At 66.9% G+C, this 26,967-nt stretch carries 23 protein-coding genes and 3 tRNA genes; 11 read left to right on the forward strand and 15 right to left on the reverse strand.

Translation table 11 applies throughout. From position 1 onward, the window contains the following. The first annotated feature begins 45 nt into the window (after positions 1-45). A complete protein-coding gene (locus tag JMF86_RS07255; protein WP_011545285.1) occupies positions 46-756 on the forward strand; it encodes a DUF2968 domain-containing protein in 711 nt (236 codons plus the stop codon). An 81-nt stretch (positions 757-837) separates the two neighbouring features. Here the strand turns inward: JMF86_RS07255 and hfq are convergent, their stop codons facing one another. Further along, on the reverse strand, positions 838-1,416 hold the full coding sequence (gene hfq / locus JMF86_RS07260; protein WP_077178435.1) for an RNA chaperone Hfq: 579 nt from the start codon (positions 1,414-1,416) through the stop codon (positions 838-840). A gap of 295 nt (positions 1,417-1,711) precedes the next feature. On the opposite strand from hfq, the gene JMF86_RS07265 reads away from it, so the two are divergent. Beyond that, positions 1,712-1,996: a hypothetical protein gene (locus JMF86_RS07265; protein ID WP_011694273.1), complete on the forward strand. Its 285-nt coding sequence runs from the start codon at positions 1,712-1,714 to the stop codon at positions 1,994-1,996. Between the two features lie 26 nt (positions 1,997-2,022). Here JMF86_RS07265 and JMF86_RS07270 read toward each other — a convergent pair whose 3' ends face one another. The 4 genes from JMF86_RS07270 to JMF86_RS07285 form a co-directional block, all read right to left on the reverse strand. Then, entirely contained in the window at positions 2,023-2,940 is a 918-nt protein-coding gene (locus tag JMF86_RS07270; RefSeq protein ID WP_027810352.1) for a DUF1571 domain-containing protein, read from the reverse strand. A gap of 29 nt (positions 2,941-2,969) precedes the next feature. Beyond that, on the reverse strand, positions 2,970-4,724 hold the full coding sequence (locus tag JMF86_RS07275) for an AMP-binding protein (protein ID WP_201316873.1): 1,755 nt from the start codon (positions 4,722-4,724) through the stop codon (positions 2,970-2,972). A gap of 157 nt (positions 4,725-4,881) precedes the next feature. After that, positions 4,882-5,703, reverse strand: a complete 822-nt coding sequence (locus JMF86_RS07280; protein ID WP_006476131.1) for a TetR/AcrR family transcriptional regulator — start codon at positions 5,701-5,703, stop codon at positions 4,882-4,884. 215 nt (positions 5,704-5,918) lie between these two features. Beyond that, positions 5,919-7,139, reverse strand: a complete 1,221-nt coding sequence (locus tag JMF86_RS07285; RefSeq protein WP_011545290.1) for an MFS transporter — start codon at positions 7,137-7,139, stop codon at positions 5,919-5,921. A 280-nt stretch (positions 7,140-7,419) separates the two neighbouring features. Between JMF86_RS07285 and JMF86_RS07290 the strand changes: the two genes are divergently transcribed. The 3 genes from JMF86_RS07290 (at position 7,420) to JMF86_RS07300 (ending at position 10,465) form a co-directional block, all read left to right on the forward strand. Continuing rightward, positions 7,420-7,962: a GNAT family N-acetyltransferase gene (locus JMF86_RS07290; RefSeq protein WP_011545291.1), complete on the forward strand. Its 543-nt coding sequence runs from the start codon at positions 7,420-7,422 to the stop codon at positions 7,960-7,962. A 122-nt stretch (positions 7,963-8,084) separates the two neighbouring features. After that, the gene (locus tag JMF86_RS07295; RefSeq protein ID WP_011545292.1) at positions 8,085-8,711 is read left to right on the forward strand and encodes a ParB-like protein; all 627 of its coding nucleotides are present in this window, start codon (positions 8,085-8,087) and stop codon (positions 8,709-8,711) included. A gap of 23 nt (positions 8,712-8,734) precedes the next feature. Next, complete coding sequence (locus JMF86_RS07300; RefSeq protein ID WP_201316874.1) at positions 8,735-10,465, forward strand: SulP family inorganic anion transporter; 1,731 nt, start codon at positions 8,735-8,737, stop codon at positions 10,463-10,465. Positions 10,466-10,482: 17 nt separating this feature from the next. Here JMF86_RS07300 and JMF86_RS07305 read toward each other — a convergent pair whose 3' ends face one another. From JMF86_RS07305 to JMF86_RS07345, 9 genes are all read right to left on the reverse strand, one after another. Further along, positions 10,483-11,421: a carbohydrate kinase gene (locus JMF86_RS07305; RefSeq protein ID WP_077178440.1), complete on the reverse strand. Its 939-nt coding sequence runs from the start codon at positions 11,419-11,421 to the stop codon at positions 10,483-10,485. A gap of 133 nt (positions 11,422-11,554) precedes the next feature. Further along, positions 11,555-12,499, reverse strand: a complete 945-nt coding sequence (locus JMF86_RS07310) for an ABC transporter substrate-binding protein (protein ID WP_023474777.1) — start codon at positions 12,497-12,499, stop codon at positions 11,555-11,557. 86 nt (positions 12,500-12,585) lie between these two features. Next, a complete protein-coding gene (locus JMF86_RS07315) occupies positions 12,586-13,623 on the reverse strand; it encodes a ribose ABC transporter permease (RefSeq protein ID WP_006476124.1) in 1,038 nt (345 codons plus the stop codon). A 43-nt stretch (positions 13,624-13,666) separates the two neighbouring features. Next, positions 13,667-15,220 (reverse strand): sugar ABC transporter ATP-binding protein, encoded by a 1,554-nt coding sequence (locus JMF86_RS07320; RefSeq protein WP_077217786.1) that lies wholly within the window; start codon positions 15,218-15,220, stop codon positions 13,667-13,669. Then, a complete protein-coding gene (locus tag JMF86_RS07325) occupies positions 15,207-16,454 on the reverse strand; it encodes an ROK family protein (RefSeq protein WP_011545298.1) in 1,248 nt (415 codons plus the stop codon). The genes JMF86_RS07320 and JMF86_RS07325 overlap by 14 nt, the downstream gene beginning before the upstream one ends. Positions 16,455-16,748: 294 nt before the next feature. Beyond that, positions 16,749-16,835: transfer RNA gene (locus JMF86_RS07330), tRNA-Leu, on the reverse strand. A 263-nt stretch (positions 16,836-17,098) separates the two neighbouring features. Continuing rightward, a tRNA-Leu gene (locus JMF86_RS07335) sits at positions 17,099-17,185 on the reverse strand. Between the two features lie 111 nt (positions 17,186-17,296). Continuing rightward, positions 17,297-18,286 carry an aliphatic sulfonate ABC transporter substrate-binding protein gene (locus JMF86_RS07340; RefSeq protein WP_077217785.1) on the reverse strand — a complete coding sequence of 330 codons (990 nt, stop codon included), beginning with the start codon at positions 18,284-18,286 and terminating at the stop codon, positions 17,297-17,299. Positions 18,287-18,473: 187 nt separating this feature from the next. Beyond that, positions 18,474-18,560: transfer RNA gene (locus JMF86_RS07345), tRNA-Leu, on the reverse strand. A 249-nt stretch (positions 18,561-18,809) separates the two neighbouring features. Between JMF86_RS07345 and rnr the strand changes: the two genes are divergently transcribed. The 6 genes from rnr (at position 18,810) to JMF86_RS07375 (ending at position 26,072) form a co-directional block, all read left to right on the forward strand. Next, a complete protein-coding gene (gene rnr / locus JMF86_RS07350) occupies positions 18,810-21,296 on the forward strand; it encodes a ribonuclease R (protein WP_201316875.1) in 2,487 nt (828 codons plus the stop codon). Between the two features lie 148 nt (positions 21,297-21,444). Further along, positions 21,445-22,188, forward strand: a complete 744-nt coding sequence (rlmB, locus tag JMF86_RS07355) for a 23S rRNA (guanosine(2251)-2'-O)-methyltransferase RlmB (protein WP_023474772.1) — start codon at positions 21,445-21,447, stop codon at positions 22,186-22,188. A gap of 133 nt (positions 22,189-22,321) precedes the next feature. Continuing rightward, positions 22,322-23,194, forward strand: a complete 873-nt coding sequence (locus tag JMF86_RS07360; protein ID WP_027811196.1) for an N-acetylmuramoyl-L-alanine amidase — start codon at positions 22,322-22,324, stop codon at positions 23,192-23,194. A gap of 92 nt (positions 23,195-23,286) precedes the next feature. Continuing rightward, positions 23,287-23,982, forward strand: coding sequence for a ribose-5-phosphate isomerase RpiA (rpiA, locus tag JMF86_RS07365; protein ID WP_006476119.1), 696 nt, complete (start codon positions 23,287-23,289; stop codon positions 23,980-23,982). A gap of 282 nt (positions 23,983-24,264) precedes the next feature. After that, a complete protein-coding gene (locus tag JMF86_RS07370; protein WP_006476118.1) occupies positions 24,265-24,981 on the forward strand; it encodes a FadR/GntR family transcriptional regulator in 717 nt (238 codons plus the stop codon). A gap of 101 nt (positions 24,982-25,082) precedes the next feature. After that, a complete protein-coding gene (locus JMF86_RS07375) occupies positions 25,083-26,072 on the forward strand; it encodes a Gfo/Idh/MocA family protein (protein WP_201316876.1) in 990 nt (329 codons plus the stop codon). Between the two features lie 61 nt (positions 26,073-26,133). Here JMF86_RS07375 and JMF86_RS07380 read toward each other — a convergent pair whose 3' ends face one another. Then, the gene (locus JMF86_RS07380; RefSeq protein WP_012328406.1) at positions 26,134-26,826 is read right to left on the reverse strand and encodes an amino acid ABC transporter permease; all 693 of its coding nucleotides are present in this window, start codon (positions 26,824-26,826) and stop codon (positions 26,134-26,136) included. Positions 26,827-26,967 lie beyond the last annotated feature (141 nt).

A 26,967-nucleotide genomic window follows, 5' to 3' on the forward strand; every position in this document is an offset into this window, starting at 1 on the left:
TAAAATCGTGGTGAATTACAACGACTCGGGCGGGAATAAAACTTCATGAGCCATATGACGGGGTTGGGGCGGGTGAGCGTATTGCTGCTCGCCATGGTGGGAGGCATGCAAGGCGCGTTCGCGCAGGGGCTGGCGGGCGGCGATCCGTCGGCTGTGCAGCAGGCGTCGGCGCCGGTGGCCGCGATTCCGGTGATCGATTCGCAGGCACAGACGTCGGTGCAGCCGCAGGCCGGCGAGACGACGGGGCCGAGCACGGTCGACGACTTGCAGCGCCAGATCCAGGCGCACTCGCTGACGGAAATGCGCACGAGCTACAACGGCAGCTACGGCGCCAGCCTGCTGTTCAACGTCAAGGATGGTGCGTATTTCGTCGCGTTGTTCCAGCAGAAGGCGTTCTGGCGCGTGATCAAGACTTACGACGAAACGCGTGCGGAAGCGATTTATCGCGATTTCTCGCATCAGGCGGAGCGGCTGGCCGTCAACGAGTTGCGGGCGGCGAAGCTGGAATCGCAGAAGGCGCAAATGGACAAGCAGATCGAGGTCACGCAGGACCGCGCGCGGCGCCTGCAGGCGGACATCTCGATCGCCCGCCAGCAGCAGGCGGCGGTGGCGGATCGCCAGAAGAGCGTGCGGAGCGAAACGGCGGCGTTGCAGGCGCAACAGGCCCAACTCCAGTCGCAACTGCGGGCGTTGCAGCAGCAGGTGCGTTCGCTGCAGCGCGAGGCCGACGCGGGCCTGCCGACGACGGCACGCTGAACCCGGTAACGACGGTGCGGCGACGTGCCGCGCCGGCCGTACAAGTGAAAAGGGCAAGCCGGTTGGCTTGCCCTTTTTGTTTTACTGGCCGTCCGGCACGATTCGCCGGCGGCGCGTCACGATGACCGGCCCGTTGCCGCCGCGGGAATCCGACGGCGCGGCGTTGCCGGATGCGTCGCCGCTGTCGCGCGGTGCGCCGTAGCTTTCGCGCGGTTCACGCGGCTCGCGGGGGGCGCCGTAGCCTTCGCGCGGCTCACGTGAGCCGTAACCCTCGCGCGGTTCACGCGAACCGTAGCCTTCACGCGGCTCGCGGGAGCCGTAGCCGCCGTCGCCGCGCGATTCGCGCGGGCCGCCGTGCGAGCCGTACGGGCTGTGACCGCCACCTTCACGGCCGCCGGGGCGACCACCGGTGCGCGGGCCGCGGGGGCCGCCGCCGCCTGGGCGCGAGCCGCCCGTGTCGAGCTGGATCGTGGAAATCGCACGCTTGTAGATGCCTTGCAGACCCACGGGGGTGCGCAGCATCACCAGATACTGGTCGAACGACTCGATACACCCCGTCAGACGAATGCCGTTGACGAGATAGATTTCAACACGCTTACGTTCCTTGCGCGCCGAATTGATGAAGTCGTTTTGCGGATGGGATTCTGCGGGATTGGCCATTGAGGTGCGGCAGGAGCCTGCGTCAGAGAATATGTTGTGCGTGTGTGTGGCGTGTTCGTCCACAAGCCGTTTGGCGGAATTCTACCCTGTTCGATAAGGGAGCGCGCAGTCGTGATTGTGTCGAACCGTAACCCACTATAGACGTTCCGGCGCATTTTCGCGATTAGGCCGAACGGTCAAATTCGTTTCGTTACGTCGCGTTACGACTCTCGCAGCCCCGTATCACCTGGGTGCGCGCGCCGCGCTTACATTGACCGCGTGAACCGGGCGGGCCGGCTTATCAGGGATGCGGAGCATGAACAAGAGGCAAGTAGCAGCGGTGATCGGGAGCACGGCGTTGCTCGTTTCCGGTAGCGCAATGGCGGGGCACGTCGACCTGTCGGTCGGCATCGGCGTCCCGGTCGCACCGGTCTATGTCGAGCCGGCGCCGGTCTATGTGGCGCCGCAGCCGGCCATCGTCGCCTATCCGGGCTATGGGTATGGCTATTACGGGGATGACGACGACGATCGCTACCGCAAGTGGCGCAAGCACTATTACAAGCACTGGCGTCGACACCACGGCGACGACGATGACGATTGAGCCCGTGACCGCCCCGCCGGCGCGCGTCAGAACGCGTAGTCGGGGTTTTTCGGGTCGAATGCGGTGTCGTCGAGGGTCGCCGGCGCGATTTTCTCGATGACGATCCGCTCGAAGATCCTGCCGTCGTTGTCATAGGACTCGACGGTCCGGAAATAGGGTGCGTGCAGGTCGAGCCCCAGCACTTCCTTTTTCGCATAGAACTGCGGGCGGCCGGTCGGCGTTTCGTAGGTGAGCGCGACGACGCGCACGCCGCCGATCGTTTTGGCCTCCACGTCGGTCGGCCGCTGCACGCCGGCTTCCAGGTATTTCTTCCCTTCGGTCAGGTACAGGTTCGCGATGAACTCGGTGCCGAGATCCTTCACCTGGTGATTCGACTGGGCGCGCGCCAGTGCGCCGTCGATCGCCGTCCACAGCGGAATCTTGCCGAGCAGGCCGCCGAGATGGCCATACATCTCGTCCTTGCGCTGCGTCGTGTCGTAGATGGTCTCCTGGCCGGCATGCGCGCCGCCCGGCAGCCATTTCGCATACACGCGCAGCGGCTCGCGGGTCGTCTTCACGAGCATGCGGTCGGGCGTGTCGGACCATTTTCCGCTGATGCGCTCCTGGCGCACCATCGTGAACTGGTAGGACGGATAGCCGTTCGGGCCATTGCGGATATAGAGCGGCACGGCGAGCGGATCGAGCGCCTTGAAGAGCGCGGTGAGCGTCGCGTCGTCGAGTTGCGCGAGCGTGCCGCGCTGGGCCGCCGTGCGCAGCCAGCGCGCCTGTTGCGCGAGCGGCTCGTGCGTGACTTTCGCGAGGTCCGCCGGCAGCGCGGCGGCCTGGGCCGCGCTCGCGGCGCCGGCCGTTTCCTGTGCATGCAGGCTTGCCTGCGCGAGCGACAGCACGCACGCGACGGCCGCCGTGGCGACATGCCGTGCGTGGCGCTTCATTCCTTCGTTCATCGACAGCGTCTCCCGGGGCGATGGATCGTTCAGCCTTGCTTCGCGGCGTTGATTTTGGCGAGTTCCTCGTCGCGCAGCGCGCGGCGCAGGATCTTGCCGACGTTCGTCTGCGGCAGTGCGTCGCGGAACTCGACGAACTTCGGCATCTTGTAGCCGGTCAGGTTCTTGCGGCAGTGCGCGAGCACGTCCTCGGCCGTCAGCGACGGGTCACGGCGCACGACGAACACCTTGATCCGTTCGCCCTGTACCTCGTCCGGAATGCCGATCGCCGCGGCTTCGCTGATGCCGGGATGCATCACCAGCACTTCCTCGATCTCGTTCGGATACACGTTGAAGCCCGACACGAGGATCATGTCCTTCTTGCGGTCGATGAGGCGGATGAAGCCGCGCTCGTCCATCACGCCGATGTCGCCGGTGGCGAGCCAGCCGTCGGCGTCGATCACCTTGGCCGTCTCGTCGGGTCGCTGCCAGTAGCCGCGCATCACCTGCGGGCCGTGCACGCACAGCTCGCCCGGCTCGCCGATGGCGGCCCAGGTGCCGTCCTCGCGGCGAAAGCGCACGACGGTCGACGGCGCGGGTAGCCCGATCGACCCGCTGAACGCGGCCATGTCGTTCAGGTCCACGGGGTTCATCGTGACGATCGGCGAGCACTCGGTGAGGCCGTAGCCTTCGACCACCGGCCGGCCCGTCACCTGCTGGAAGCGCTCGGCGACCGCACGCTGCATCGCCATCCCGCCCGCCATCGCGAGCTTGAGCTTCGAGAAGTCGCGCTTGCGGAATTCCTCGTTGTCGAGGAACGCGTTGTACAGCGTGTTGATGCCGGTGATGCCCGTGAACGTCTCGTGGCGGATGATCTTCATCACCATCTTCATGTCGCGCGGGTTCGCGATCAGGATGTTGCGCCCGCCGAGCCCCATGAAGATGAACGCGTTCACCGTCAGCGAATAGATGTGATAGAGCGGCAGCGGCGTGAGCACGGTTTCGACGTCGCCCGACACCTGGTCGGCGATCCAGGCCTTCGCCTGCAGCAGGTTCGCGATCAGGTTGCCGTGCGTGAGCATCGCGCCTTTCGCGACGCCGGTCGTGCCGCCCGTGTACTGCAGGAACGCGAGATCGTCGCGCGTGGTCTGCACCGGTTGCGGCTTGCCGCGTGCACCGAGCGCGAGCGCGGAGCGCAGCCGGATCGCCTGCGGCAGGTGGTAGGCCGGCACGAGCTTCTTCACGTGCTTCAGCACGAAATTGATCAGGCGTCCTTTCGCGTTGAAGCCGTCGGCGAGCAGGTCGCCGAGCGCGGTGACGACGATGTGCTTCACCTGCGTTTCCGGCAGCGCGTCCTGCAGCGTGCGCGCGAAGTTCTCGAACACGACGATCGTCTGCGCGCCGCTGTCCTTCAACTGGTGCGCGAGTTCGCGCACGGTGTAGAGCGGATTCACGTTGACGACGATCGCGCCGGCCTTCAGCGTGCCGAACAGCGCGACCGGGTACTGGAACGTGTTCGGCAGCATGATCGCGACGCGGTCGCCGGGCTTCACGCCGAGGCTTTGCAGATACGACGCGAATGCGTCGACCTTCTGCGCGAGCGTGCGGTAGGTCATCGACGCGCCGGCGCTCACGTAGGCGACGCGGTCGGCGAAGCGGGTCGTGCATTCGTCGAAGAACTGCACGAGCGACGCGTATTGCGTGACGTCGATCTCGTGCGGAACGCCGGGCGGGTACGACGCGTACCAGATGGCGTCGGTGTTCGGCGCAATCTGGGCCGAGGTGGTTGCTGCGGAAGATGGCATGACGTGTCTCCGGTCTTTGCTCTCGGCGCGAGTCGGCGCATCAGCGCCGGCCCATGCCCCGTGCTTCGCGGCCGATCGGCGTGGGCGTCTCGACGCCGCGTCCGACCGCGCGTATCAATCAAATCATGAACAGGAAGCCGCGCGTGGCCTCGCGCGCTTAGTTCGTGGAATGCAGCGTGGCCGTCTCGGCGGTCGTCGCGCCCGACTGCGGCAGGCCGAACGCTTCGCTGGCGCCCGCGTCGTCGAGCACCGCCGCGAAGATCGACAGTTGCGCCGTGTCGGGCATCGGCGCCTTCAGCGCGGCGACGATCAGCGACGACAGCCGCGCGATCATCTGCACGTCGTTCATCGTGCGGCCTTGCGAGAATTCGTCGATCAGGCTTTCCGTTTCGGCGCCCGCGAGCGCGCCGGACAGCGCGCCGATCGCGAAGTGCAGCCGCCAGCCGAGCTCGGTGCGTGGCAGGTGCGGCAGCGCGCGCTGGAAGGCATCGAAGAAGCGGCCCGCGACGCTCGCATAGTGCGCGGTCAGGAAGTTGCGCACGAACGGCGAGGGATCGGTGTACGCGCGGCCGATCAGCCGCAGGAAGCCGGGCCCGCCGCGTTCGGGATCGCGCGAGGCCTTCAGCGCCGGAATGAACATCGCGCCGAGCACGTGCTCGCAGGTGATGTGCGTGCCGAGCTGCGCATCGAAGCGGTCGAGGATGCCGAGGCGTTCCTGGTTCAGCTGGTCGAGCCGGCGCGACAGCATCGCGTGGATCAGCGCTTCCTTGCTGCCGAAGTGGTAGTTGACCGCGGCGAGATTGACCGTCGCGCGCGACGTGATCTGCCGCATCGACATCGCTTCGAAGCCATGCTCGATGAACAGATCCTCGGCCGCATCGAGAATGCGCGCCTTCGTTCCCCCGGTCTGCCGTGTGCCGGATGACCGCGCCCCGGACGGCCGTCCCGCAGATGGCCGCCCCTCCTGACTTACTGCCATGTTCCGCCTCCCATGCCGGTTTCCCGGCCGCGAACAGGTGATTTGATTATCTGATTCAAACAGTCGTTTTTATTAAGATAAAAAATCGCGGCCGGACCGGGCAAGCGCGGAATCTGGATCAATTCCTCTAGTTCGATGTGCGGGTGCGGAAAGCGCGACACCCGCTCACGGCGGGGCGGGGCGCGCGCGATGATGCGGTGCCGCAACGCGCGGGTTCACCCGACGGTGCTACGCGTATTGACCGATTGCGTCATGTCGATGCCGCGCCGTTCGCGGCTGAACAGGATCAGCACGGCGATCGCGACGGCCACGATACCGGCCACGAGCGCGAGCGCGAAGCCGTAATTGTCGTGGTTCGACACGGCCAGCGACGCCTGCATCGTCGCGTTGCCCGACGCGAGCAGGTTGCCGAGCTGGTAGACGACGCCGGGGAAGGTCGCACGGATCTCGTCGGGCGAGATCTCGTTCAGGTGAACCGGTATCACGCCCCACGCGCCCTGTACCGAGATCTGCATCAGGAACGCGCCGGCGGCGAGTGCAACCGGGCCGCTCGAGAACGCCCACAGCGGCAGCACGGGCAGCGCGATCAGCGCGGCGATGAAGATCGCGCGGCGCCGGCCGATCCGCTCCGAGATCGTGCCGAACGACAGGCCGCCGACGATCGCGCCGATGTTCAGCACGATCGTGATCCACGACACGGTATGCGGATCGAAGTGATGCTGTTCGCGCAGGAAGGTCGGATAGAGGTCCTGCGTGCCGTGCGAGAAGAAGTTGAACGCGGTCATCAGCACGATCGCGTAGATCGTGAGCTTCCAGTTCTGCTTCAGCGTCGCGCCGAGGCTCGGGCGCGCTCGCTTCTCCATCTGTTTCCATGCCGGCGATTCGGGCACGTGTGCGCGCACGTACAGCACGAGCAGCGCGGGCAGCACGCCGACCATGAACATCCCGCGCCAGCCGATGGTCTGGTAGAACAGGCCGAACACGACGGACGCGAGCAGATAGCCGCTCGGGTAGCCGGCCTGCAGCAGCCCCGACACGAAGCCGCGCGCATGGGTCGGCACGGTTTCCATCGTCAGCGCGGAGCCGACGCCCCATTCGCCGCCCATCGCGATGCCGAACAGCGCGCGCAGCACGAGCAGCGCGGTCAGGCTCGGCGCGAAACCCGACGCGAGTTCGAGCAGCGAATAGCAGGCGATGTTGACCATCAGCGTCGGGCGGCGGCCGAAGCGGTCGGCGAGCCGGCCGAAGATCAGCGCGCCGAGCGGGCGCATCGCGAGCGTCAGCGTGAGCGCGAACGCGACGGCGGGGATCGTCGACGCGAATTCCGCGGCGATGTCCTTCAGCACGAAAACCATCAGGAAAAAATCGAACGCATCGAGCGTCCAGCCCAGGTAGGCGGCGATCGTGACGTTGCGTTGCTCGCGGGTCCAGCTCATGTGCGGGTCTCCTCGTTGGCTTGCGCGTTCGCGATAGGCATGCGGATGCCGGCCCGGCTCGCGCGCGGCGCGGGGGCACTGATCGAGTGTAGGCTTCCGCGCTGCGCGAGGTGGGGCGCGATAAGCGCGAATCGGGAATAATCCCTACGAAATGCACTGTTTCGGAATCTGAAACGGCGCTGCTACAGGCACGCGACAGGCATCTGTATCATGGTGGAAGGCTTTTTGTATCCGTTCTGTAATGCGCTCGCTGCGCATCGTCACCGACTCAGGAGTCCGGATGAATGACCGTTCCGCCGACCCGTTGCCCGTGCTCGAAACCGCGAGGCTGTGGCTGCGTCCGCGCGTGCTGGCCGATCTCGATGCGTGCATCGAGATGGATCGCGATCCCGAAGTCACGCGCCACATCGCGGGCCCGTGGCACGACCCCGTCGAGCATCGCCGCTTCGTCACGCACCGGATCACGTGCGACTATCCGCCGGGCCTCGGCTACTGGTCGATCTTCGAGAAGGCCGCGCCCGACGTGTTCGTCGGCTGGATGCTGCTGATTCCCGACTACAAGGACGGGTCGCGCGACGTCGAGATCGGCTGGCGGCTCGTGCGTGCGACATGGGGGCGCGGCATCGCGAGCGAAGCCGCGGCGGCCGTCGTGCGGCACGCGTTCGACACCGTGCGCCTGCCGCGCGTGATCGCCGATATCGCGGAGGCCAACAGCGGCTCGCTGAACGTGGCGCGCAAGCTCGGCATGCGGCGCGTGAGCATCGTGCACGACGGCATTCCTTACATTCGTCATCGTCTCGAACGCGACGATTTGCGCGCGTAGCGCGGCGTCGTGCAGGCCAGGTGTCGGAGATCGTCAACCGGACGCGTATCGCGGTCATGACGGATTAACGGCGCCCGGGATCAGGAGTATCGTTGCCGGAATTTGCAACATGGGGTACGACCATGGCACTCGGCAACGACGTTCATCTCATTCCCGTCAGGCTCGACGCGCTGCGTCCGACCCAGATGACGGTGGGCTACCGCGAAGTCAAGGCGAAGCGCAAGCACTGGAAGGCGCTGAACAAGCGCGCCCGCAAGGCCGCGATCGAATCGCACTGGTTCCCGGCCGTGCTCGGCCCGGACGGACTGCACTACATCACCGATCATCACCATCTCGGCCTCGCGCTGATCGAGGAGGGCGAGGCGCGCGTGAACGCGATGCTGCTGAAGGATCTGTCGTGGCTCGACGACACGATCTTCTGGCGGATGATGGAACACAACCAGTGGGTGCATCCGTTCGGCCCGGACGGCTCGCGGCGCGACTATGCGCATTTGCCGAAGGTGCTGACGGGGCTCGAGGACGATCCGTACCGCAGCCTCGCCGGCGAACTGCGCACGGCGGGCGGCTACGCGAAGGACGCGACGCCGTTCAGCGAATTCCTGTGGGCCGACTATCTGCGCCAGCACGTGTCGCTCGACCAGATCCGCAAGAACTTCGCGAAGGCGCTCGATATCGCGCTGCAGCGCGCGCACGAGCAGGATGCGCGCTATCTGCCCGGCTGGTCGGGCGTGATTGCCGTGAAGCCCTGACCGGCTCACGGCTCCGCCGTCTCATGACGACCGCTCCGATTCGCCCCGACGCCGGCCCGCAGCATCCCGACCATTTCGTCGCGCTCGACACGCCGCCCGCGCCGCGCCCGCGGCGCGTCAGCCTCGATGCGCTGGCCGGCCTGTCGATTGCCGGCCTGCTGATTCCCGAGGCGGTCGCGTATGCGGGGCTGGCCAACCTGCCGCCGCAGGCCGGCCTGATCGCGCTGCTGTCAGGGCTCGTCGTCTATGCGTTGACCGGCAGCAGCCGCTTCGCGATCGTATCGTCGACGTCATCGTCGGCCGCGGTGCTCGCGGCGACCGTGCTCGCCGAATCGGGGATGGCGCTGGCCGCGCAGCTCGCGCTCGCGGCGGCGCTCGTCGCGACGACCGGCGTGCTGTTCATCCTGGCCGGTGTCGCGCGGCTCGGCGGCATGTCGGATTTCGTCGCGCGGCCCGTGCTGCGCGGCTTCACGTTCGGTCTCGCGCTGACGATCGTCATCAAGCAGTTGCCGAAGATTCTCGCGATTTCCGTACAGCACAGCGATGCGCCGCACGTCGCGCTCGACCTGCTCGCCGGTGCGCCGCACGCGAATCTCGCGAGCGTCGTGGTCGGTGCGACGGCACTTGCGCTGTTGTTCGTGCTCGGCCGCGGCGCGCGCGTGCCCGCGACGCTCATCGTGATCGTGCTGTCGATCGCGGCGGGTTACGTGGTCGACTGGCAGCGGTACGGAATCGCGATCGTCGGCCATATCGATTTCCGGCACCTCGAATTCGGCTTGCCGCATCTCGACCGCAATGCGTGGATGCAGACGGTCGAGCTCGCATTTGCGCTGATGCTGATCCTGTATGCGGAGTCGTACGGTTCGATCCGCAACTTCGCGCTGAAGCATGGCGATACCGTGTCGCCGAACCGCGACCTCGTCGCGCTCGGCTGCGCGAACCTCGTGTCGGGGCTGCTGCACGGGATGCCGGTCGGCGCCGGCTATTCGGCGACGTCGGCGAACGAGGCGGCCGGTGCGCAGTCGCGTTTGGCGGGGATGTGGGCGGCCGGCGTGGTCGCGCTGATCGTCTGGCTGCTGCTGCCGCAACTCGCGCGTACGCCCGAGCCCGTGCTCGCGGCCATCGTGATCTTCGCGGTCAGCCATTCGCTGCATCCGTCCGTGTTCCGGCCGTACTGGGCTTGGCATCGCGACCGGCTCGTCGTGATCGCGGCGCTGCTCGCGGTGCTCGTGCTAGGCGTGCTGCACGGCCTGCTCGCGGCGATCGGCGTGAGCCTGCTGCTGACGCTGCGCAAGCTGTCCGAGCCGAACGTCAGCGTGCTCGGCCGGTTGCGCGACAGCCACGATTTCGTCGACGTCGCGAGTCACGCCGATGCGAAACCGGTGCCCGGCGTGCTGATCGTGCGGCCCGAGGCGCAGCTGTTCTTCGCGAATGCGGACCGGATGCTCAATCGCGTGCGGGCGCTGATGAAGGCCGCGCCGGACACCCATATCGTGATGGTGAGTCTCGAGGAAACGCCGGACGTCGACGGCACGACGATCGAATCGTTGCGCACGTTCGCGGCCGAATGCGCGGCGCGCGGGCTGCGGCTCGCGCTCGTCCGGCTCAAGACGCACGCGCTGCATGCGCTGCGCCGTGCGGCGGACGATACGTTGCACGACGACGCGATGTCGGAGCTCAGCGTCGACGAGAGCCTGCAACTGCTGCAGGCCGGAAAACCGCCGGACGGCGGCGACGGCACGCGCCCTGTGTGACGGTGCGTCCGCGCCGTCTATTGCGAAAGCGCGGCGTTGGCGGTGGTGCGTTCGATCATGTCGGCCACTTCCGCAGCCGTCGGCGCATAGGCGCCTGCATGTTCACAAGCGACGGCCGCGCACGCGGCCGCGTAGCGCAGATGCTCGGCGGCCGATGCCTCGGGGCGGGCGAGCTGGCTCGCGAGCCAGCCGCCGATGCTCGCATCGCCGCAGCCGACCGTGTCGGCCACCTCGGCCGGGAGCGCCGGCTGGAACAGCACGGTATCGCGATGCAGCAGCTGCATGCCGGCCGCGCCGCGCGTGACGAGCATCGTCGCGTCGGGCGCCCATGCACGCAACTGCGCGAGTGCGGCCGCTTCGTCGAGTTCGGGAAACAGCCCGCGCAGATCCTCGTCGGATACCTTGATCCAGTCGGCGAGCGCGGTCAGCCGGCGCAGCGTGTCGCGATACGACGGCGCGGCCATCGGCGCACGGAAGTTCGGATCGAACGAGATCCGCTTGCCGGCCGCCCGTGCGGCCTGCGCGAGTTCGATCAGGCGCGACGCGAGCGGCTCGCGCACGACGCCGAGCGAGCCGACGTGCACGATGTCGGCCGCGTCGAACGCGCCGACCGGCAAATCGGCCGGATCGAACGCGAGATCGGCGCTGTTTTCGCCGATGAAGAAATAGTGGGGCGGCTGCTTCGAGACGACCATCGCGAGCAGCGGTGCGCGGTCGACTTGCCGGATGAAACGCATGTCGAGCCCCGCGTCGGCGCTCTTGCGCATCAGCTCGTCGCCGAAGGTGTCGCGGCTGACCGTGCCGGCGAAGGCCGTCGGCACGCCGAGTCGCGCGCCGACGCGCGCGACGTTCCAGCACGAGCCGCCGGCGACGCTGTGCCAGTGCTGCGCGTCGTCGCGGATGAAATCGGTCAGCGCTTCGCCGAACACGATCAGGCGGGGAAACGTCGTCGTCATGTGGAAACCTTGCGCCGCGGCATCGCGCGCGGCCGTACAGCGGTTGATCTGAATCTGAACAGCCGGGCGGTGCGGGGCGTCGCGCGTGGCGGCGCGGCCCGGCACTGCCCGGCCTCGCGGGCGATCGGCGTGATCAGCGCGGGGAGCTCCAGCCCTTGTAGGTCTTCACGTTGTCGCGCGTGATCAGCGTCGGCTCGATCAGGATCATCGGATTGGCCGGCTTCTGGCCGTTCATGATCCCGTAGCCGACGTTGACGGCTTGCTGCGCCATCGCCCACGGGTCCTGGCTCGACGACGCCTGCACGAGCGTGTTCGACTTGAGTGCGACCTCGATGTCGGGCGCGCCGTCGACCGACGTGATCACGATGTTCGGGCGGTTCAGCTGTTTCGCCGCGAGATCGCTGCCGATCGCCTGCGGGTCGTTGATCGTGAACACGCCGTCGAGCTTCGGAAAGCGCGTCAGGTAGCCCTGCATCGCGTTCATCCCGCCTTCGCGGGAGCCCTTGCCGTCCTGGTCGCTCGACAGCAGCTTGATGCCGGCGTTTTTCGCGAGCACGGCCTTGCAGCCGTTCACGCGATCGATCACGGCCGACACCTGCGGGCCGTTCTCGATGATCACGTTGCCCTTGCCGTTCAGCTTCTTCGCGAGGTAGTCGCACGCGAGTTCGCCGGCCTTCACGTTGTTGGTCTGCACGGTCGCGTTCGCGCCGGCCGCCGCGACGTCCACCGCGACGACCGTGATGCCGGCCGCCTGCGCCTTCTTTACCGCCGGCTCGATCGCCTTCGGGTCGGTCGCGTTGAGCAGGATCATGTCGACGTGCGCGGAAATGAAGTTGTCGATCTGCGTGAACTGCTTGTTCAGGTCGTAGTCGGCCGAGACGGCCGTGACTTTCGCATTCGGGTTGAGTTGCTTCGCGCGCGCTTCGGCGCCTTTCACGATCGTGACGAAATACGGGTTGCCGAGCGAGCCGACCGTGACGCCGATCGATTTCAGCGGCTTGTCGGCTGCATGGGCGGCGGCAGCGCCGAAGGCGAGTGCGCAGGCGACGGCGGTCAGGGCGGCGGTATGCTTGAACATGTCGTTGTGTCTCCGTGAGGTCTGTTGGTGAACGCGCGCAGGAGGACCTGCCTGCGCGCCGATGGTTGAACGATGAGGGAAGGGAGTCAAGTACGGGCCGAGTCGCGCTGGCGATAGCGGTCGAGCGCGACCGCGCCGATGATCACCAGCCCCTTGATGATGTATTGCCAGATATCGGACACGCCGAGCAGCACGAGGCCGTTGGTCAGCACCGCGATGATCAGCGCGCCGATCAGCGTGCCGACGATCGAGCCGACGCCGCCGACGAAGCTCGTGCCGCCGAGGATCACCGCGGCGATCGCGTCGAGCTCGTATGACTGGCCGAGCTGCAGGCCGTTGGCCGCATACAGGCGCGCGGCCGACATCACCGCGCCGAGGCCGGCGAGCAGGCCCGACGCCGCATACACGAACATCTGGATCGCCCGCACGTTGATGCCCGACAGACGTGCGGCCTCCGGGTTGCCGCCGACCGAATAGATCCGCATCCCGAGCACCGTGCGGCGCAGGATGAACCACGAGATCGCGATCACCGCGCACGCGATCACGACGAGCCACGGCACACCGAGGATCGAGCCGTTGCCGATGAAGGCGAACGGCAGTTGCGGGTTGAACACGGTCGTGTCGTTGCCGATCAGGCGTGCGACGCCGCGCACGGCCGTCATTGCGCCGAGCGTGACGATGAATGGCGGCAGGCGCAGGAACGAGATCAGCCCGCCGTTGATCGCGCCGAACACGAGGCCGACGATGAGCGCGAACGGCACGCCGAGCCAGCCCCAGCCGGGAATGGTCGATGCGATGAGCGCCGCGACGGCCGCGGCGGCGAGCACCGAGCCGACCGACAGGTCGATGCCGCCCGTCAGGATCACGAACGTCATGCCGGCGGCGAGCACGATGTTGATCGATGCCTGTTGCGTGACGATCGACAGGTTCTGCAACGTAAAGAAGCCGTCGGTCAGGAAGCCGAAGCCGACGCACAGGACCAGCAGCACCGGCAGCATGCCGGCCGTGCGGATCAGCGATTGCATGCGGGCGCGGTGATCGGCGCCGCGCATCAGGGGCGTACGGTTGGCGACCGGGTGGGCGGTCGCGGAAGCGAGGTTCCGCTGCTTGGTCGGGTTGATCATTTCGGTAGCCTGAATGTGAGAGTGAAATGAAAAGGGGCGGCGCTCAGTGCGCGTCGGCCAGTTCGGCCTGCGAGCCGGTGGCGAGCGCGATGATCGCTTCCTGCGTGATCGGCGTATGCGTGTGTCCGCCGAGTTCGCCTGCGATCTCGCCTTCGCGCATCACGAGCACGCGGTCGGCGACGCCGATGATTTCCGGCAGTTCGCTCGAGATCACGATTACGCCCACGCCGGCACGGGCCAGTTCGTTGATGATCCGGTAGATCTCGGATTTCGCGCCGATGTCGACGCCGCGTGTCGGTTCGTCGAGAATCAGCACGCGCGGCTTCGTCTCGAGCAGGCGCGACAGCAGCACTTTCTGCTGGTTGCCGCCGGACAGCGCGCCGACGTTGACGTTCGCGTGCGGCACCCGGATCGACAGTGACGCGATGGCGTCGCGTGCCCGTTCGGCGCCGCGCGCGAGGTCGAGCGCACCGAGCCGCGCATCGCGGTTGCACACCGAGATGTTGATGTTGTCGCGTACGCTCATGTCGAGGAACAGGCCCTGGCGCTTGCGGTCTTCGGTCAGGTAGACGAGGCCCGCGTCGATCGCGTCGCGCGGCGAGTGCGCGCCGAACGTGCGCTCGCCCAGCTTCACGTCGCCGCGCACGCGCGCCTCGGCCCCGAAGATCAGCCGCGCGAGCTCGGTGCGGCCTGCGCCGACGAGCCCCGCGATGCCGAGTACTTCGCCGGCATGCAGGTCGAGGCTGCAGCCGCGAACACGCGCACCGTCGGCGATGTCGCGGACCGACAGCAGCAGGTGGCCGGGGTCGTACGGCGCGTGTTCCTTCTTGTAGAAACCGGAGATGTCGCGGCCGACCATCATCGCGACGAGCCGCTCGGCCGACAGCGACGCGCGCTCCAGCGTGCCGACGTACGCGCCGTCGCGCAGCACCGACACGCGGTCGGACAGTTCGTAGATCTCCGCCATCCGGTGGCTGATGTAGATGATCGCGAGACCTTCCTCGCGCAACTGGCGGATCAGGCGGAACAGGTGTTCGGTTTCGCGCGACGACAGCGGCGTGGTCGGCTCGTCCATCACGAGGATGCGGGCGCGCGTGTGCACGGCGCGGGCGATTTCGACGAGCTGCTGTTCGGCGATCGACAGCGTGTCGACGAGCGTGTCGGGCCCGAACGGGGCACCCAGGCGCGCGAGCACGTCCTGGCAGCCGCGCGCCATCGCCGCGCGGTCGATCGTGCCCCAGCGCCGGTTGCCGCGGCGCAGTTCGCGGCCGACGTAGATGTTTTCCGCGACGGTCAGGTTCGGCGACAGGCACAACTCCTGGTAGATCACCGCGACGCCGGCATCGCGTGCGGCGAGCGGGCCGTCGATCTCGATGCGTTGGCCGTCGATCAGGATCTCGCCGCCGGCGTCGGCGCGGTAGGCGCCCGACAGGATCTTCATCAGCGTCGATTTGCCCGCGCCGTTCTCGCCCATCAGCGAATGGATTTCGCCCGGATAGACGGTCAGGCTGACGTTGTCGAGCGCGCGCACGGCCGGGAACGTCTTGCTGATCCCGCGCATCTCGAGCAGCGGGCGGGGCGACTCAGAACGCGACATGGTGGACCTCCTGCGAATCGGTGCGGGCGCCCTTGAGGATGCCGGCCCGCGGGGAGAAGTTGAAAAACATCGGCAGCGTGGCGGCGCCGATCGCGCCGGCGTCGGCGCCGAACGTGCCGCGCACGAGCACGGGCGTACCGCGGGCCTCGGGCGCGGTGGCCACGAGCGCGGCGCGCAGGCGGGTCGTGACCGCGTCGAGCAGGCCCGCATCGGTGTCGGCGTCGAGCACGACCACCGGCGCGTCGATCACGCACAGCACCGCGCGCAGCGCCGGTGCAAGCGCGTCGACGCAGTCGTCGATCCATTCGTCGACGGCCGGCAGGCCGCGGGCGATGCAGGCTTCGAGATCGGCGCGGTTCTCGACCGTCTCGCCGTGATGGCGCAAGTGGCGCACGAGCGCGTGCAGCGAGGCGCGTGCGAGCAGGATGTCCCACGGGCCGCGCGGCGGCGGCGCGGAGGCCAGCCGGCTGGGCGGCACCGGAATCACCGCGATGTCGCCGGCATTGCCGGTCACGCCGCGCAGGCAGTCGCCGTCGATCGCGATGCCGCCGCCGATCGCCGGCCCGATGAACAGGTAGACGAAGTCGTCGCACTGCCGGCCGTATCCGTAGAACAGTTCGGCGATCGCGGCCGCGTTGCCGTCGTTCTCGCCGAAGACGGGCAGCGACAGCGTGCGGCCGAGATCGGCCGCGAAATCGACGTCTTCCCACGCGCGGAACGTGTCGGGCGCGAGGCCGAGCTCGCGCATCCACGCGCCGAGGTTGTACGGCTGCGCGACGCCGACGCCGGTCAGGCGCGCGCGTTCATGGTCGGGGAGGAGGGCCTGCATCGCGTCGATGTCGTGACGAACGATCTCGAGCACGTCGGCGGGCGGGGGAAGCAGCGTGTCGTGCGAGCGGCGGCCGAGCACGTCGCCCGCGAAGTTGACGAGCGCCGTCTCGATGCGCATCCGGTCGAGATGGACGCCGATGCCGAACGCACCGCGCGGATCGAGGCGGATCAGCGAAGCGGGCTGGCCGCGCTGGCCTTCGGTGCGGCCAGCGAATTCGATCAGCTTCGCGTCGGCGAGCGACCCGATGATGCTGCCGACCGCCGTACCCGTCATGTTCGCGAGACGGGCGAGGTCGGCCTTCGACGCGCTGCCCGCGCGGCGCAGCGTCTTCAGCAGCAGGCGCTCGTTGTAACGGCGCACGTTGGCCGAATTGCTTCCCTGGCCGAAGTGCGGGCTTCTCATGGCGTCTCCTTCCATGGTGCGCCGTTCGGCGGCGCATTAAATAAATCACGTTGATTTATTTAACCGCGTGAGCGACGGCCTGTCAGCCTAGGGAAATCCCGGTTTTTCTACGACGGGAGATTCGTGCGGAGCGGAGTGAAGTGAAGGAATGAGGGTGCTGAACCGATCGAAGCACTGCGGGGCGGGGCAATGAGAGGAGGATAGATATGCGATACGGAAATCCCGGAGCATGTCCGATTCCGGGGCCGGAAACGAAAAAAGGCCGGCTAGAAGCCGACCTTTTTATAAATCAAGTGGTGCCCAGGAGAGGACTCGAACCTCCACGATGTTGCCACCGCTAGGACCTGAACCTAGTGCGTCTACCAATTCCGCCACCTGGGCACGTTTCGCTTGCTGCAGTGCGAAGACCGCTATTCTAGCGTGCCCGGAGAATCTGTCAACAGAATTTGAGGGGCGGACGAAAATATTAATCCGGGTGGCTTGATTGCCGAACCGGCGAGTGCATGGCCCGTGACGGCTGACGCGCCTCCTCGATGTGCGGTGTGATGTCGGCGGGGTAAATGCGTCGACACGAGCACACATATCGATTTGTGCACCGGAAATGAAAAAAGGCCGGCAAAAGCCGACCTTTTTTATAAATCAAGTGGTGCCCAGGAGAGGACTCGAACCTCCACGATGTTGCCACCGCTAGGACCTGAACCTAGTGCGTCTACCAATTCCGCCACCTGGGCACGTTTCGCTTACTGCAGTGCGAAGACCGCTATTGTAGCGTGCCGGCGAAGTCTGTCAACACAATTTCATCCGGAGCGGCAAAAATATTGCGCGCCTTGCGCCGCCGACCGTCACGCGCCGACCGGCTCCGCGCGCTTCGTCGTGAAATTCCAGCGCTGCGCCTGGCTCGTATCGACGCGGGCGGGCAGCAGCCCGGCCGCAAGGAACGTGTCGGCGATCTTCTGCTGTTCACCGAAGTTTTGCGTGACCACCGCGCGGACGAGATAGCTGCGTCGCGCATTCGCACGTGCGATCGTCGCGGCATCGAGCCCCCAGATCGGCGCGAGCGTGTTCGCGGCCTCCTGCGGATGGTCGCGCAGCCACGCGCCGGCCTGCGACAGTTGGTCGAACAGGATCTGGATGACATCGGGGCGTGCGGCGGCGAAGCTGCTCGACGCGAGGTAGTAGCGTTGGTACGACGCGAGTCCGTCGCCGTCGGCCAGAATCCGTACGTCGTGATTCCGGTCGACCGACGCGACATACGGATCCCACGTGATCCATGCGTCGACGCTGCCGCGCTCGAACGCGGCGCGGCCGTCTGCGGGTGTCAGGTAATGGATCGCCACGTCGGCGGGCGCGAGCTTCGCGCGGGCGAGCGCGGCAAGCAGCAGGTAGTGGCTGCCGGCCGCCTTCGTGACCGCGATACGCCGGCCGTTGAGATCGGCGAGCGTGCGCAGCGCGCTGTCCTGCTTGACGACGATCGCCTGCGCCTTCGGCGAAGGTGCCTCCTGCGCGACGTACACGAAACGCGCATGCGCGGCCTGCGCGAAGACCGGCACCGTATCGGCCACGTCCGCGCTGAAGTCGACGGCGCCGACATTGAGCGCTTCGGTCAGTGGCAATCCGCTCGCGAATTCATGCCATGACACGCGCAGGCCGAGCGGCGTCAGCGCCTGCTCGAGCGTGCCGCGCGTCTTGAGCAGCGTGATCAGCGTCGACGACTTCTGGTAACCGATGCGCAGCGTGGCCGGCGCGTTCTCCGCGTGCGCGCGGACACCTGCGGCAGCGAGGCCCGCGGCCAGCATCGCGCGCGCGAATGCGCGGCGGTTCATCGACGTCATGAAGGGTGCTCCTCGTTGGATGCGTTGAAAGCGAGGCGGCTAACGTAACAACGGGGAGCGCGATTGATAACCGATAAATTCTGCTATCGATCGGAGCGGCCGACATAAGGGCCGAGGACGGGCACTCGCGATGCAAGCGCCGAAATGAAAAAAGGCCGGCAAAAGCCGACCTTTTTTATAAATCAAGTGGTGCCCAGGAGAGGACTCGAACCTCCACGATGTTGCCACCGCTAGGACCTGAACCTAGTGCGTCTACCAATTCCGCCACCTGGGCACGTTTTGCAGTAGCTGCTTGCTGCAAAGAAGCGAAATTATAGCGCCCCAATTAACCCTGTCAACACTTTTTTGCGATGCATCGCAAACAGGCCGTCGCCGCGCGTGCTGGCGGCATTCCCGTCTTTTGGCGACACAGGCGGGTGATAGAATGACCCGCCGCCGTCAATATAGAACTGTCTGACGGACACCTCTATGTTGATGCCGTGCACCATCAGTCAACGCAACGAGAACAATCATCGACAAACCCTTGAGCAAATATCCGTACCCCATTCCGAGCCGTGAAGAGATTCTCGGCGTGCTGCGTACGAGCGACGCGCCGCTGGCCGCCAACGACATCGCCGAAGCCCTGTCGATCAAGCGTCAAGAGCGCGAGGGGTTCTTCCGGCGTGTCGCCGCGATGGAGCGCGACGGCCAGATCCGCCTCGACAAGCGTGGCCACTACCAGTTGACCCATCCGTCGAATTTCGTCGCCGGGCGCGTGCAGGGGCATCGCGACGGCTACGGGTTCGTGATCCGCGACGACGGCCAGGACGACCTGTTCTTGCCGAACGGCGAAATGCAGAAGGTGATGCACAACGACCGCGTGCTCGCGCGGATCGTCGGCTACGATCGCCGCGGCCGCCCGGAAGGGCACGTCGTCGAAGTCACGGAACGCGCGAACAAGCGCGTGATCGGCCGCCTGCTGAACGAGAACGGTGCGCTGATCGTCGCGCCGGAAGACAAGCGCATCGGCCACGACATCCTGATCACCCAGAACGTGAAGAAGGCGAAGGTCGGGCAGGTCGTCGTCGTCGAGCTGACCGATTTCCCGAGCCGTCATTCGCAGCCGCTCGGCCGTGTCGTCGAAGTGCTCGGCGATATCGACGATCCGGGCATGGAAATCGAAATCGCGGTGCGCAAGTACGGTGTGCCGCACGAATTCAGCCAGTCGGCGCTCGACGAAGCCGCGGCGCTGCCCGACAAGGTGCGCCCGGCCGACCTGCGTTTCCGCGTCGACCTGCGCGACGTGCCGCTCGTGACGATCGACGGCGAGGACGCCCGTGACTTCGACGATGCCGTCTACTGCGAGCCGGTCAAGGTCGGCCGCGGCGACGGCTTCCGGTTGATCGTCGCGATCGCCGACGTGTCGCACTACGTACAGCCGGGTAGCGGGCTCGACGCCGACGCGCTCGAGCGCAGCACGTCGGTCTACTTCCCGCGTCGCGTGATTCCGATGCTGCCGGAGAAGCTGTCGAACGGCCTCTGTTCGCTGAATCCGCAGGTCGATCGCTGCGTGCTCGCATGCGACATGGTGATCACCGCGCGCGGCGAGATCAAGGCCTACCAGTTCTACCCGGCCATGATCCATTCGGCGGCGCGCCTCACGTACACCGAAGTCGCGGCCGTGCTGTCGAACACGAAGGGGCCGGAGGCCGCGCGCCGCGCCGATCTGCTGCCGCACCTGCAGGATCTGTACGGCGTCTACAAGTCGCTGTTCGCCGCCCGTCAAAAGCGCGGTGCGATCGACTTCGACACGACCGAGACCTACATCGTCTGCAACTCGCAGGGCAAGATCGAGCAGATCGTGCCGCGCCAGCGCAACGACGCGCACAAGCTGATCGAGGAATGCATGCTGGCCGCGAACGTCTGCGCGGCCGATTTCCTGAAGCGCAACAAGCATCCGGGCCTGTACCGCGTGCACGCGGGGCCGACGCCGGAGAAGCTCGAGAACCTGCGCGCGTTCCTGCGCGGCATGGGCCTGTCGCTCGGCGGCGGCGACAAGCCGCATGCGAGCGACTACGCGGCGCTGATGGCGCAGATCCGCGACCGGCCGGACGCGCAGATGCTACAGCCGATGCTGCTGCGCTCGATGCAGCAGGCGGTCTACAGTCCGGACAACATCGGTCACTTCGGCCTCGCGTACGAGGCGTACGCGCACTTCACGAGCCCGATCCGCCGCTATCCGGACCTGCTCACGCACCGTGCGATCTACGCGATCCTGTCGGGCAAGAAGTACACGCCGAAGGCGCCGGAAGGCTTCGAGCTGAACACCGCGCTGTCGCCGCGCGCCCGCGCGATGCAGCAGGCCGACGACGAAGCGCGCAACCGCTCGCGCTCGAACACGGCGATCTGGGAAGAGCTCGGCTTGCACTGCTCGGCGAACGAGCGCCGTGCGGACGAGGCGTCGCGCGACGTCGAAGCGTGGCTCAAGTGCTACTTCATGCGCGACAAGCTCGGCGAGGAGTATGGCGGGATGGTGAACGGCGTGACGTCGTTCGGCATCTTCGTGCAGCTCGACACGCTGTTCATCGAAGGGCTCGTGCACGTGACGGAACTCGGCTCGGACTACTTCCAGTACGACGAGATCAAGAACGAGCTGCGCGGCGAACGCACGGGCATCCGCTATCGCCTGTCGGATCGCGTGCGCGTGCAGGTGAGCCGCGTCGATCTCGATGCGCGCAAGATCGATTTCCGCCTCGTGCGCGATACGCCGGTGAAGGCGCCGCGTCCGTCGCCCGCGCCAGCTGCCGGCATCGATCGCAACGGCAACGGCAGCGGCAATGGCCCGCGCGTGCGTGCGCTGCCGCCGGTGGAGGAAACCGTGCCGCGTCGCAAGAAGGCCGCGAGCGCGCCGAGCGTCGCGGTGCAGGAAGCGCGCGCCGCGCGTGGCGCCGCGAAGAAGAGCGGCGGTGCTGGCGGTGGCGCACCCGCGAAGCCGACTGCGAAGAAGGCTCGCGCCCGCAAGAAGTATTGAGTGTTCGGGGCGGCGTACGCGCACGCCCTGCAGTATCGAGAGACGCCGCGTCACCGGTCATCGGCCGGCCACGCGGCGCTTTCCTTTTCCATGGATCGCGGCTGCGCACGTCGCGCGGCCGCACGTTTGATCGAAGGTTGTTCCAGTCATGTCACGTCTGAAGGTTCTTTACGGTTTTCATGCGGTGACCGCACGTTTGCGGCACGATGCATCGACGGTGGCGGAGGTGCTGTACGACCAGACGCGCCGCGACCGCCGCATGCAGGACTTCCTGCACGCCGCGAAGGAAGCGGGCGTGCGGCTGATCGCAGCCGACGAAACGCGCCTGTGGGGCCTCGCGCACACCGAGCGCCATCAGGGTGTCGTCGCGCGCGTCGAGGACATGCCGCTTGCGCAGAACCTGTCCGAGCTGCTCGACGGCATCAACGGGCCCGCGCTGCTGCTCGTGCTCGACGGCGTCACCGATCCGCACAACCTCGGCGCGTGCCTGCGGGTCGCCGATTCGGCCGGCGCGCATGCGGTGATCGCACCGCGTGACCGCGCGGTCGGCCTGAACGCGACCGCGGCCAAGGTGGCGAGCGGCGCGGCCGACACGGTGCCGTACATCACGGTGACGAACCTCGCCCGCGCGCTGCGCGAGCTGAAGGAAGCGGGGGTATGGATCATCGGCACGTCGGACGAGGCGCCGGCGACGCTCTACGAAACGAAGCTTGACGGCCCGGTCGCGCTCGTGATGGGCGCGGAAGGCGAAGGCATGCGCCGGCTCACGCGCGATACCTGCGACGAAGTGATGAGCATCCCGATGGCCGGCAGTGTGGAAAGCCTGAACGTGTCGGTCGCCAGCGGTGTCTGCCTGTACGAAGCCGTGCGTCAGCGGCGCGTGAAGGGCTGAACCTTCGGGCTGAACCCCGGGGCTGACCCGGGGCTGACCCGCCCGTCCCGCGCGCGATGCGCGGGCGTCGAATGACCCGCACGACGCGTGCCCCGATGCAAGGCGGCACGCGGCTCTCCGGAACCCGCGACCGATGACCCTGTTTCGTATTGGCGCCTGCTGCGCCGTGTTCGGCCTGCTGGCGGCCTGCACGTCGCCGTCGCTCGTCGAACGCGGCACCTACTACGCCGACACGAGCCTGCACGCGCGCGGCGCCGATTCGCGGATCCGCTTTCTCGTCATGCATTACACGGAAAGCGACGAGACGAAATCGCTGCGCACGTTGACGGGCGACTCGGTCAGCGTGCATTACGTCATCCCGCCGCAGCCGCGCGCCGAACGCGGGATGCCCGTCGTCTACCAGCTCGTTCCGGAAGCGCGGCGCGCGTGGCACGCGGGCGTCAGCGAGTGGCAGGGCACGACCGAGCTGAACGCGGTATCGATCGGCATCGAGAACGTGAACCGCGGCCCGCTCGATCCGCAGCATCGCACCTGGCAGCCATATCCGCCCGAACAGGTCGACGCACTGACCCGCCTGTCGAAGGACATCGTCGCGCGCTACGGCATTCCGCCGACGCGCGTGGTCGGGCACAGCGATATCGCGCCTCAACGCAAGATCGATCCCGGCCCGCTGTTCCCGTGGCATGCGCTCGCGCAAGCCGGCGTCGGCGCGTGGCCGGACGACGCGACCGTCGCCGCGCGGCTCGCGGGCCGCGACCCGCACGCGCCGGTCGACGTGCGCGAATTGCAGCTCAAGCTCGCGCGCTACGGCTACGACGTGCCGACCGACGGCGTGCTCGACACGCGTACGCGACGCGTGTTCGCAGCGTTTCAGATGCATTTCCGACCGTCCGATTACGCGGGCAATCCGGACGCGGAAAGCGACGCGATCGCGCAGGCGCTGCTCGACAAGTACTTCCCCGGCACGCAAGCGGCCGATCCCGCGCCGGCGGCCGACACACCCTGAATACGCGGCGCGGCGCACGCCGAAAAACGCGGGGACGTCCGCCGACTCCGGTAAACTGGCGGTTTTCCGCAATCCCGCAGCATTACCACGCCATGACTCAAGACGAACTCAAACGCCTCGTCGGCCAGGCCGCCGCCGATTACGTGATCCAGAACGTGCCGGAAGGCGCCGTGATCGGTGTCGGCACCGGCTCGACCGCCAACTGCTTCATCGACGCGCTCGCCGCCGTCAAATCGCGCTATCGCGGCGCCGTGTCGAGCTCGATTGCCACGACCGAACGCCTGAAATCGCACGGCATCAAGGTGTTCGACCTGAACGAGATCGAGTCGCTGCAGGTGTACGTCGACGGCGCCGACGAGATCGACGCCGGCGGCGCGATGATCAAGGGCGGCGGCGGCGCGCTGACGCGTGAGAAGATCGTCGCGTCGGTGGCCGACACGTTCGTCTGCATCGCGGACGCCAGCAAGCGCGTGCCGGTGCTCGGCGCGTTCCCGCTGCCGATCGAGGTCGTGCCGATGGCGCGCACGGCGATCGGCCGGCGCGTGACCGCGCTCGGCGGCGTGCCCGTGCTGCGCGTGACGAAGGACGGCGCGCCCTACATCACCGACAACGGCAACGAGATCATCGACGTGAAGGGCCTGCAGATCGCCGATCCGCGCGGTTTCGAAGCGCAGGTGAATGCATGGCCGGGCGTCGTGACGGTCGGTCTGTTCGCCGAACGCGGCGCGAATCTGTGCTTGCTTGGCACGGAAAACGGCGTTGAAACGATCGTTTATCCGGCTGGCTAAAACTGAATGAGAAGCAGTCCGTAACGGCGCGGTATCGGCCGTCATGGATTGGATGGTTAAATCTTGTGGAAACCGGGGTCCGGCAGGCGCGGCGCGCTTCCCGGGCCTTTTTTTTAGCCGTATAAATCACCTCGTTCAAAAGAGGGATAACCCTGTCAGGTGTTTACCAGATAGCGAAATATCGTCGAACTCATCAACTTATAGATCATAAGAACAGAGTAGTAACCAGGGCCGGCGGAACTGCGGAGCAGGTGTTCGCAAATCGACGCACGGGGAGGTGTCATGGAGCAGGGCAAAGACCGGTCACTGGTCGCCAAAGTGATGGATGGGCTTGTCGCGGGTATCGTCGAAGACAAGTACGGCGGCATCTTGCCGCCGCAGGACGTGCTGTCGAAAGAGTTCGATGTGAGCCGCACGGTGATGCGGGAAGCGTTATCGATGTTGCTTGCGCGCGACATGCTCGACGTGCGTCCGAAAGTCGGGACGCGCGTGCGGCCGATGCGCGACTGGCGGATGATCGACGAAGACGTCGTGAGCTGGCGATTTCGGGCAAAGCCCGATCCGCAGTTCATGCGCGACGTCATCGAATTCCGGATGCTGATCGAACCACGCGCGACCGCGCAGGCGGCGGTGCGTGCGACGGCGGCCGACATTGCGGGCATTCGCGAAGCGTTCGACGCGTTCAAGGTGCTGCAGCCGGGCGACCCCGGCTACGACACGGCGGACGAGCTGCTGCATACGCGGATCGTCCAGGCGAGCGGCAACCAGTTCTTCCAGCAGATGGCGGCGATCGTGCGCGGAGCAGTGCGTCTCGTGAATCCGCGCGTCGTGCAGAAGGAAGGCGCGCACGACATCGCGGTGAAGGCGCATGCGCGGGTCGTCGATGCGATCGAGCGGCGCGACCCGCGCGAAGCCGAAGCGGCGTCGCTGGCGCTGATCGATTTCAGCGCGGACGAGATTTCGCGCGATTTCTCGGTCGACGTGCCGGTGCGTGCCTGACGCGGCACGTGTCGCTCATCCGTGTGCCGCCGGGCCGTTTATCATGACGGCCGGCCGGCAGCGTGCCGGCTACCGTCATACGACCGACACGGAAGATCAGGATGAACGACAACGACCATCGCCCTGTGCGCTTCGGCATCGTCGGTGCAGGCAGCATTGCGCGCCGCTTCGCGCAAAGCCTCGCCCACGTGCCGGGCGCCACGCTCGCCGGCGCCTGGGCCCGCCGCGCCGACGCAGCGGCCGCCTTCTGCGAGACATACGGCGGCACGCCTGCCGCGAGCCTCGACGCGCTCCTCGCGAGCGACGAGATCGACGCGGTCTACATCGCGACGCTCCATGACAGTCACGCGCAGTACACGCTGGCCGCACTGGCTGCTGGCAAGGCCGTGCTGTGCGAGAAACCCGCGGCGCTGAACGCCGCGCAACTCGACACGGTGCTGCACGCGGCGCGCGATGCCGGGCTGCTCTTCATGGAGGCGATGAAGCCGCCATTCTTCCCGCTGTACCGTCGGTTGCGTGTGCACCTGCGTGACGATCCGATCGGCGAGATCCGGCTCGTGCGGGCGGGCTGCGCATCGTCGTCGGTGCCGGAGGACCATTCCGTCTATCGGCTCGATCGTGCGGGCGGCGCGTTGCTCGACATCGGCATCTACGAGGCGTTTCTTGCCGTCGACTGGCTCGGCGCCGCGCGCGACGTGCAGACGCTCGGCCGCGTCGGTGCGACAGGTGTCGACCTGTTCGCGAGCCTGAACAGCGTGCATGCGAACGGCGGGATCGCGCAGCTCTTTTGCGGCCTGGACGTGATGGGGCGCGGCGATGCACTGATCGCCGCGGCGGGCGGCCACGTGACGATTCACGAGAAGTGGTGGAACCCCGAGCGCGCGACGATCCGCTATGCGGACGGGCGTACCGTCGAACTCGATGCGCGGGCCGAAGGCGGCGGGCTGAACTACGAAACCGCGCATTTCTGCGACCTGCTGCGCGCGGGCGAAACCGAAAGCCCGATCGTGACGCACGACCATTCGCGGCAGATGATCGCGATGACCGATGCGGCGCGCGCGGTGCTCGGCGTGCGTTATTCGGGCGAATAGACGGAACAGGCGGGAAGGCGGGCGCCGGCGCCGCGAGCGCGGCCCGGCGCAACGGCGCGGCTCAATGCCGCGACGGCAGCGACAGGCGCTTTTCGTACCAGCGCTGCACCCATTCGAGGATCTGGCACAGGACCCAGTACACGGCCGCGGCGGCGAGATAGAGCGGCAGCGGCTGATAGGTCGCCGCGATCACTTCCTGCGCGCTGCGCAGCAGTTCGGTCACAGTGATCACGGACACGAGCGACGTGTCCTTGATCAGGCTGATCAGGCTGTTCGACAGGCTCGGCACCGCGATGCGCAGCGCCTGCGGGCCGATCACGTAGCGCAGCGTCTGCCCCCACGACAGCCCGAGGCTGTACGCGGCGAGCCACTGGCCGCGCGCGATCCCGTTGATCGCGCCGCGCATGCTTTCCGACATGTAGGCCGCGACGTTCGCGGACAGCGCGATGACGCCGGCCGGCGTCGGATCGAGCGAGATGCCGAGGCTCGGCAGCCCGTAATAGATGACGAAGATCTGCACGAGCAGCGGCGTGCCGCGCATCAGGCTCACGTACGCGCGTGCCAGCCACGCGAGCGCGTTGACCCAGATGCGCTCGAAGCCGTCGAGCGCTTCGCTCTGCCGGATGCCCATCATCGCGAGCACGACGGCGCCAAGCAGGCCGAACACCATCGACAGCACGGCGAACTTGACGGTCAGGACGGCGCCCTGGGCGAGCACCGGCAGCGATTGGACGAGCAGGGACGTTGTCGACATGGAGTGCGAATCGAATGCGTGCGCGAAAGCGCAATCATAAACCGGGCCGATAAAACAAAGGGCGGCATCGTTGCGGATGCCGCCCTTTCCGGCCCGCCGTCAGGCGGGAAATGCAGGCGTGCTTACTTGATCGGTTTCGTC

It is taken from the genome of Burkholderia sp. E168m15 (assembly GCF_016586105.1).
In the GTDB taxonomy this organism is placed as follows: domain Bacteria; phylum Pseudomonadota; class Gammaproteobacteria; order Burkholderiales; family Burkholderiaceae; genus Burkholderia; species Burkholderia orbicola.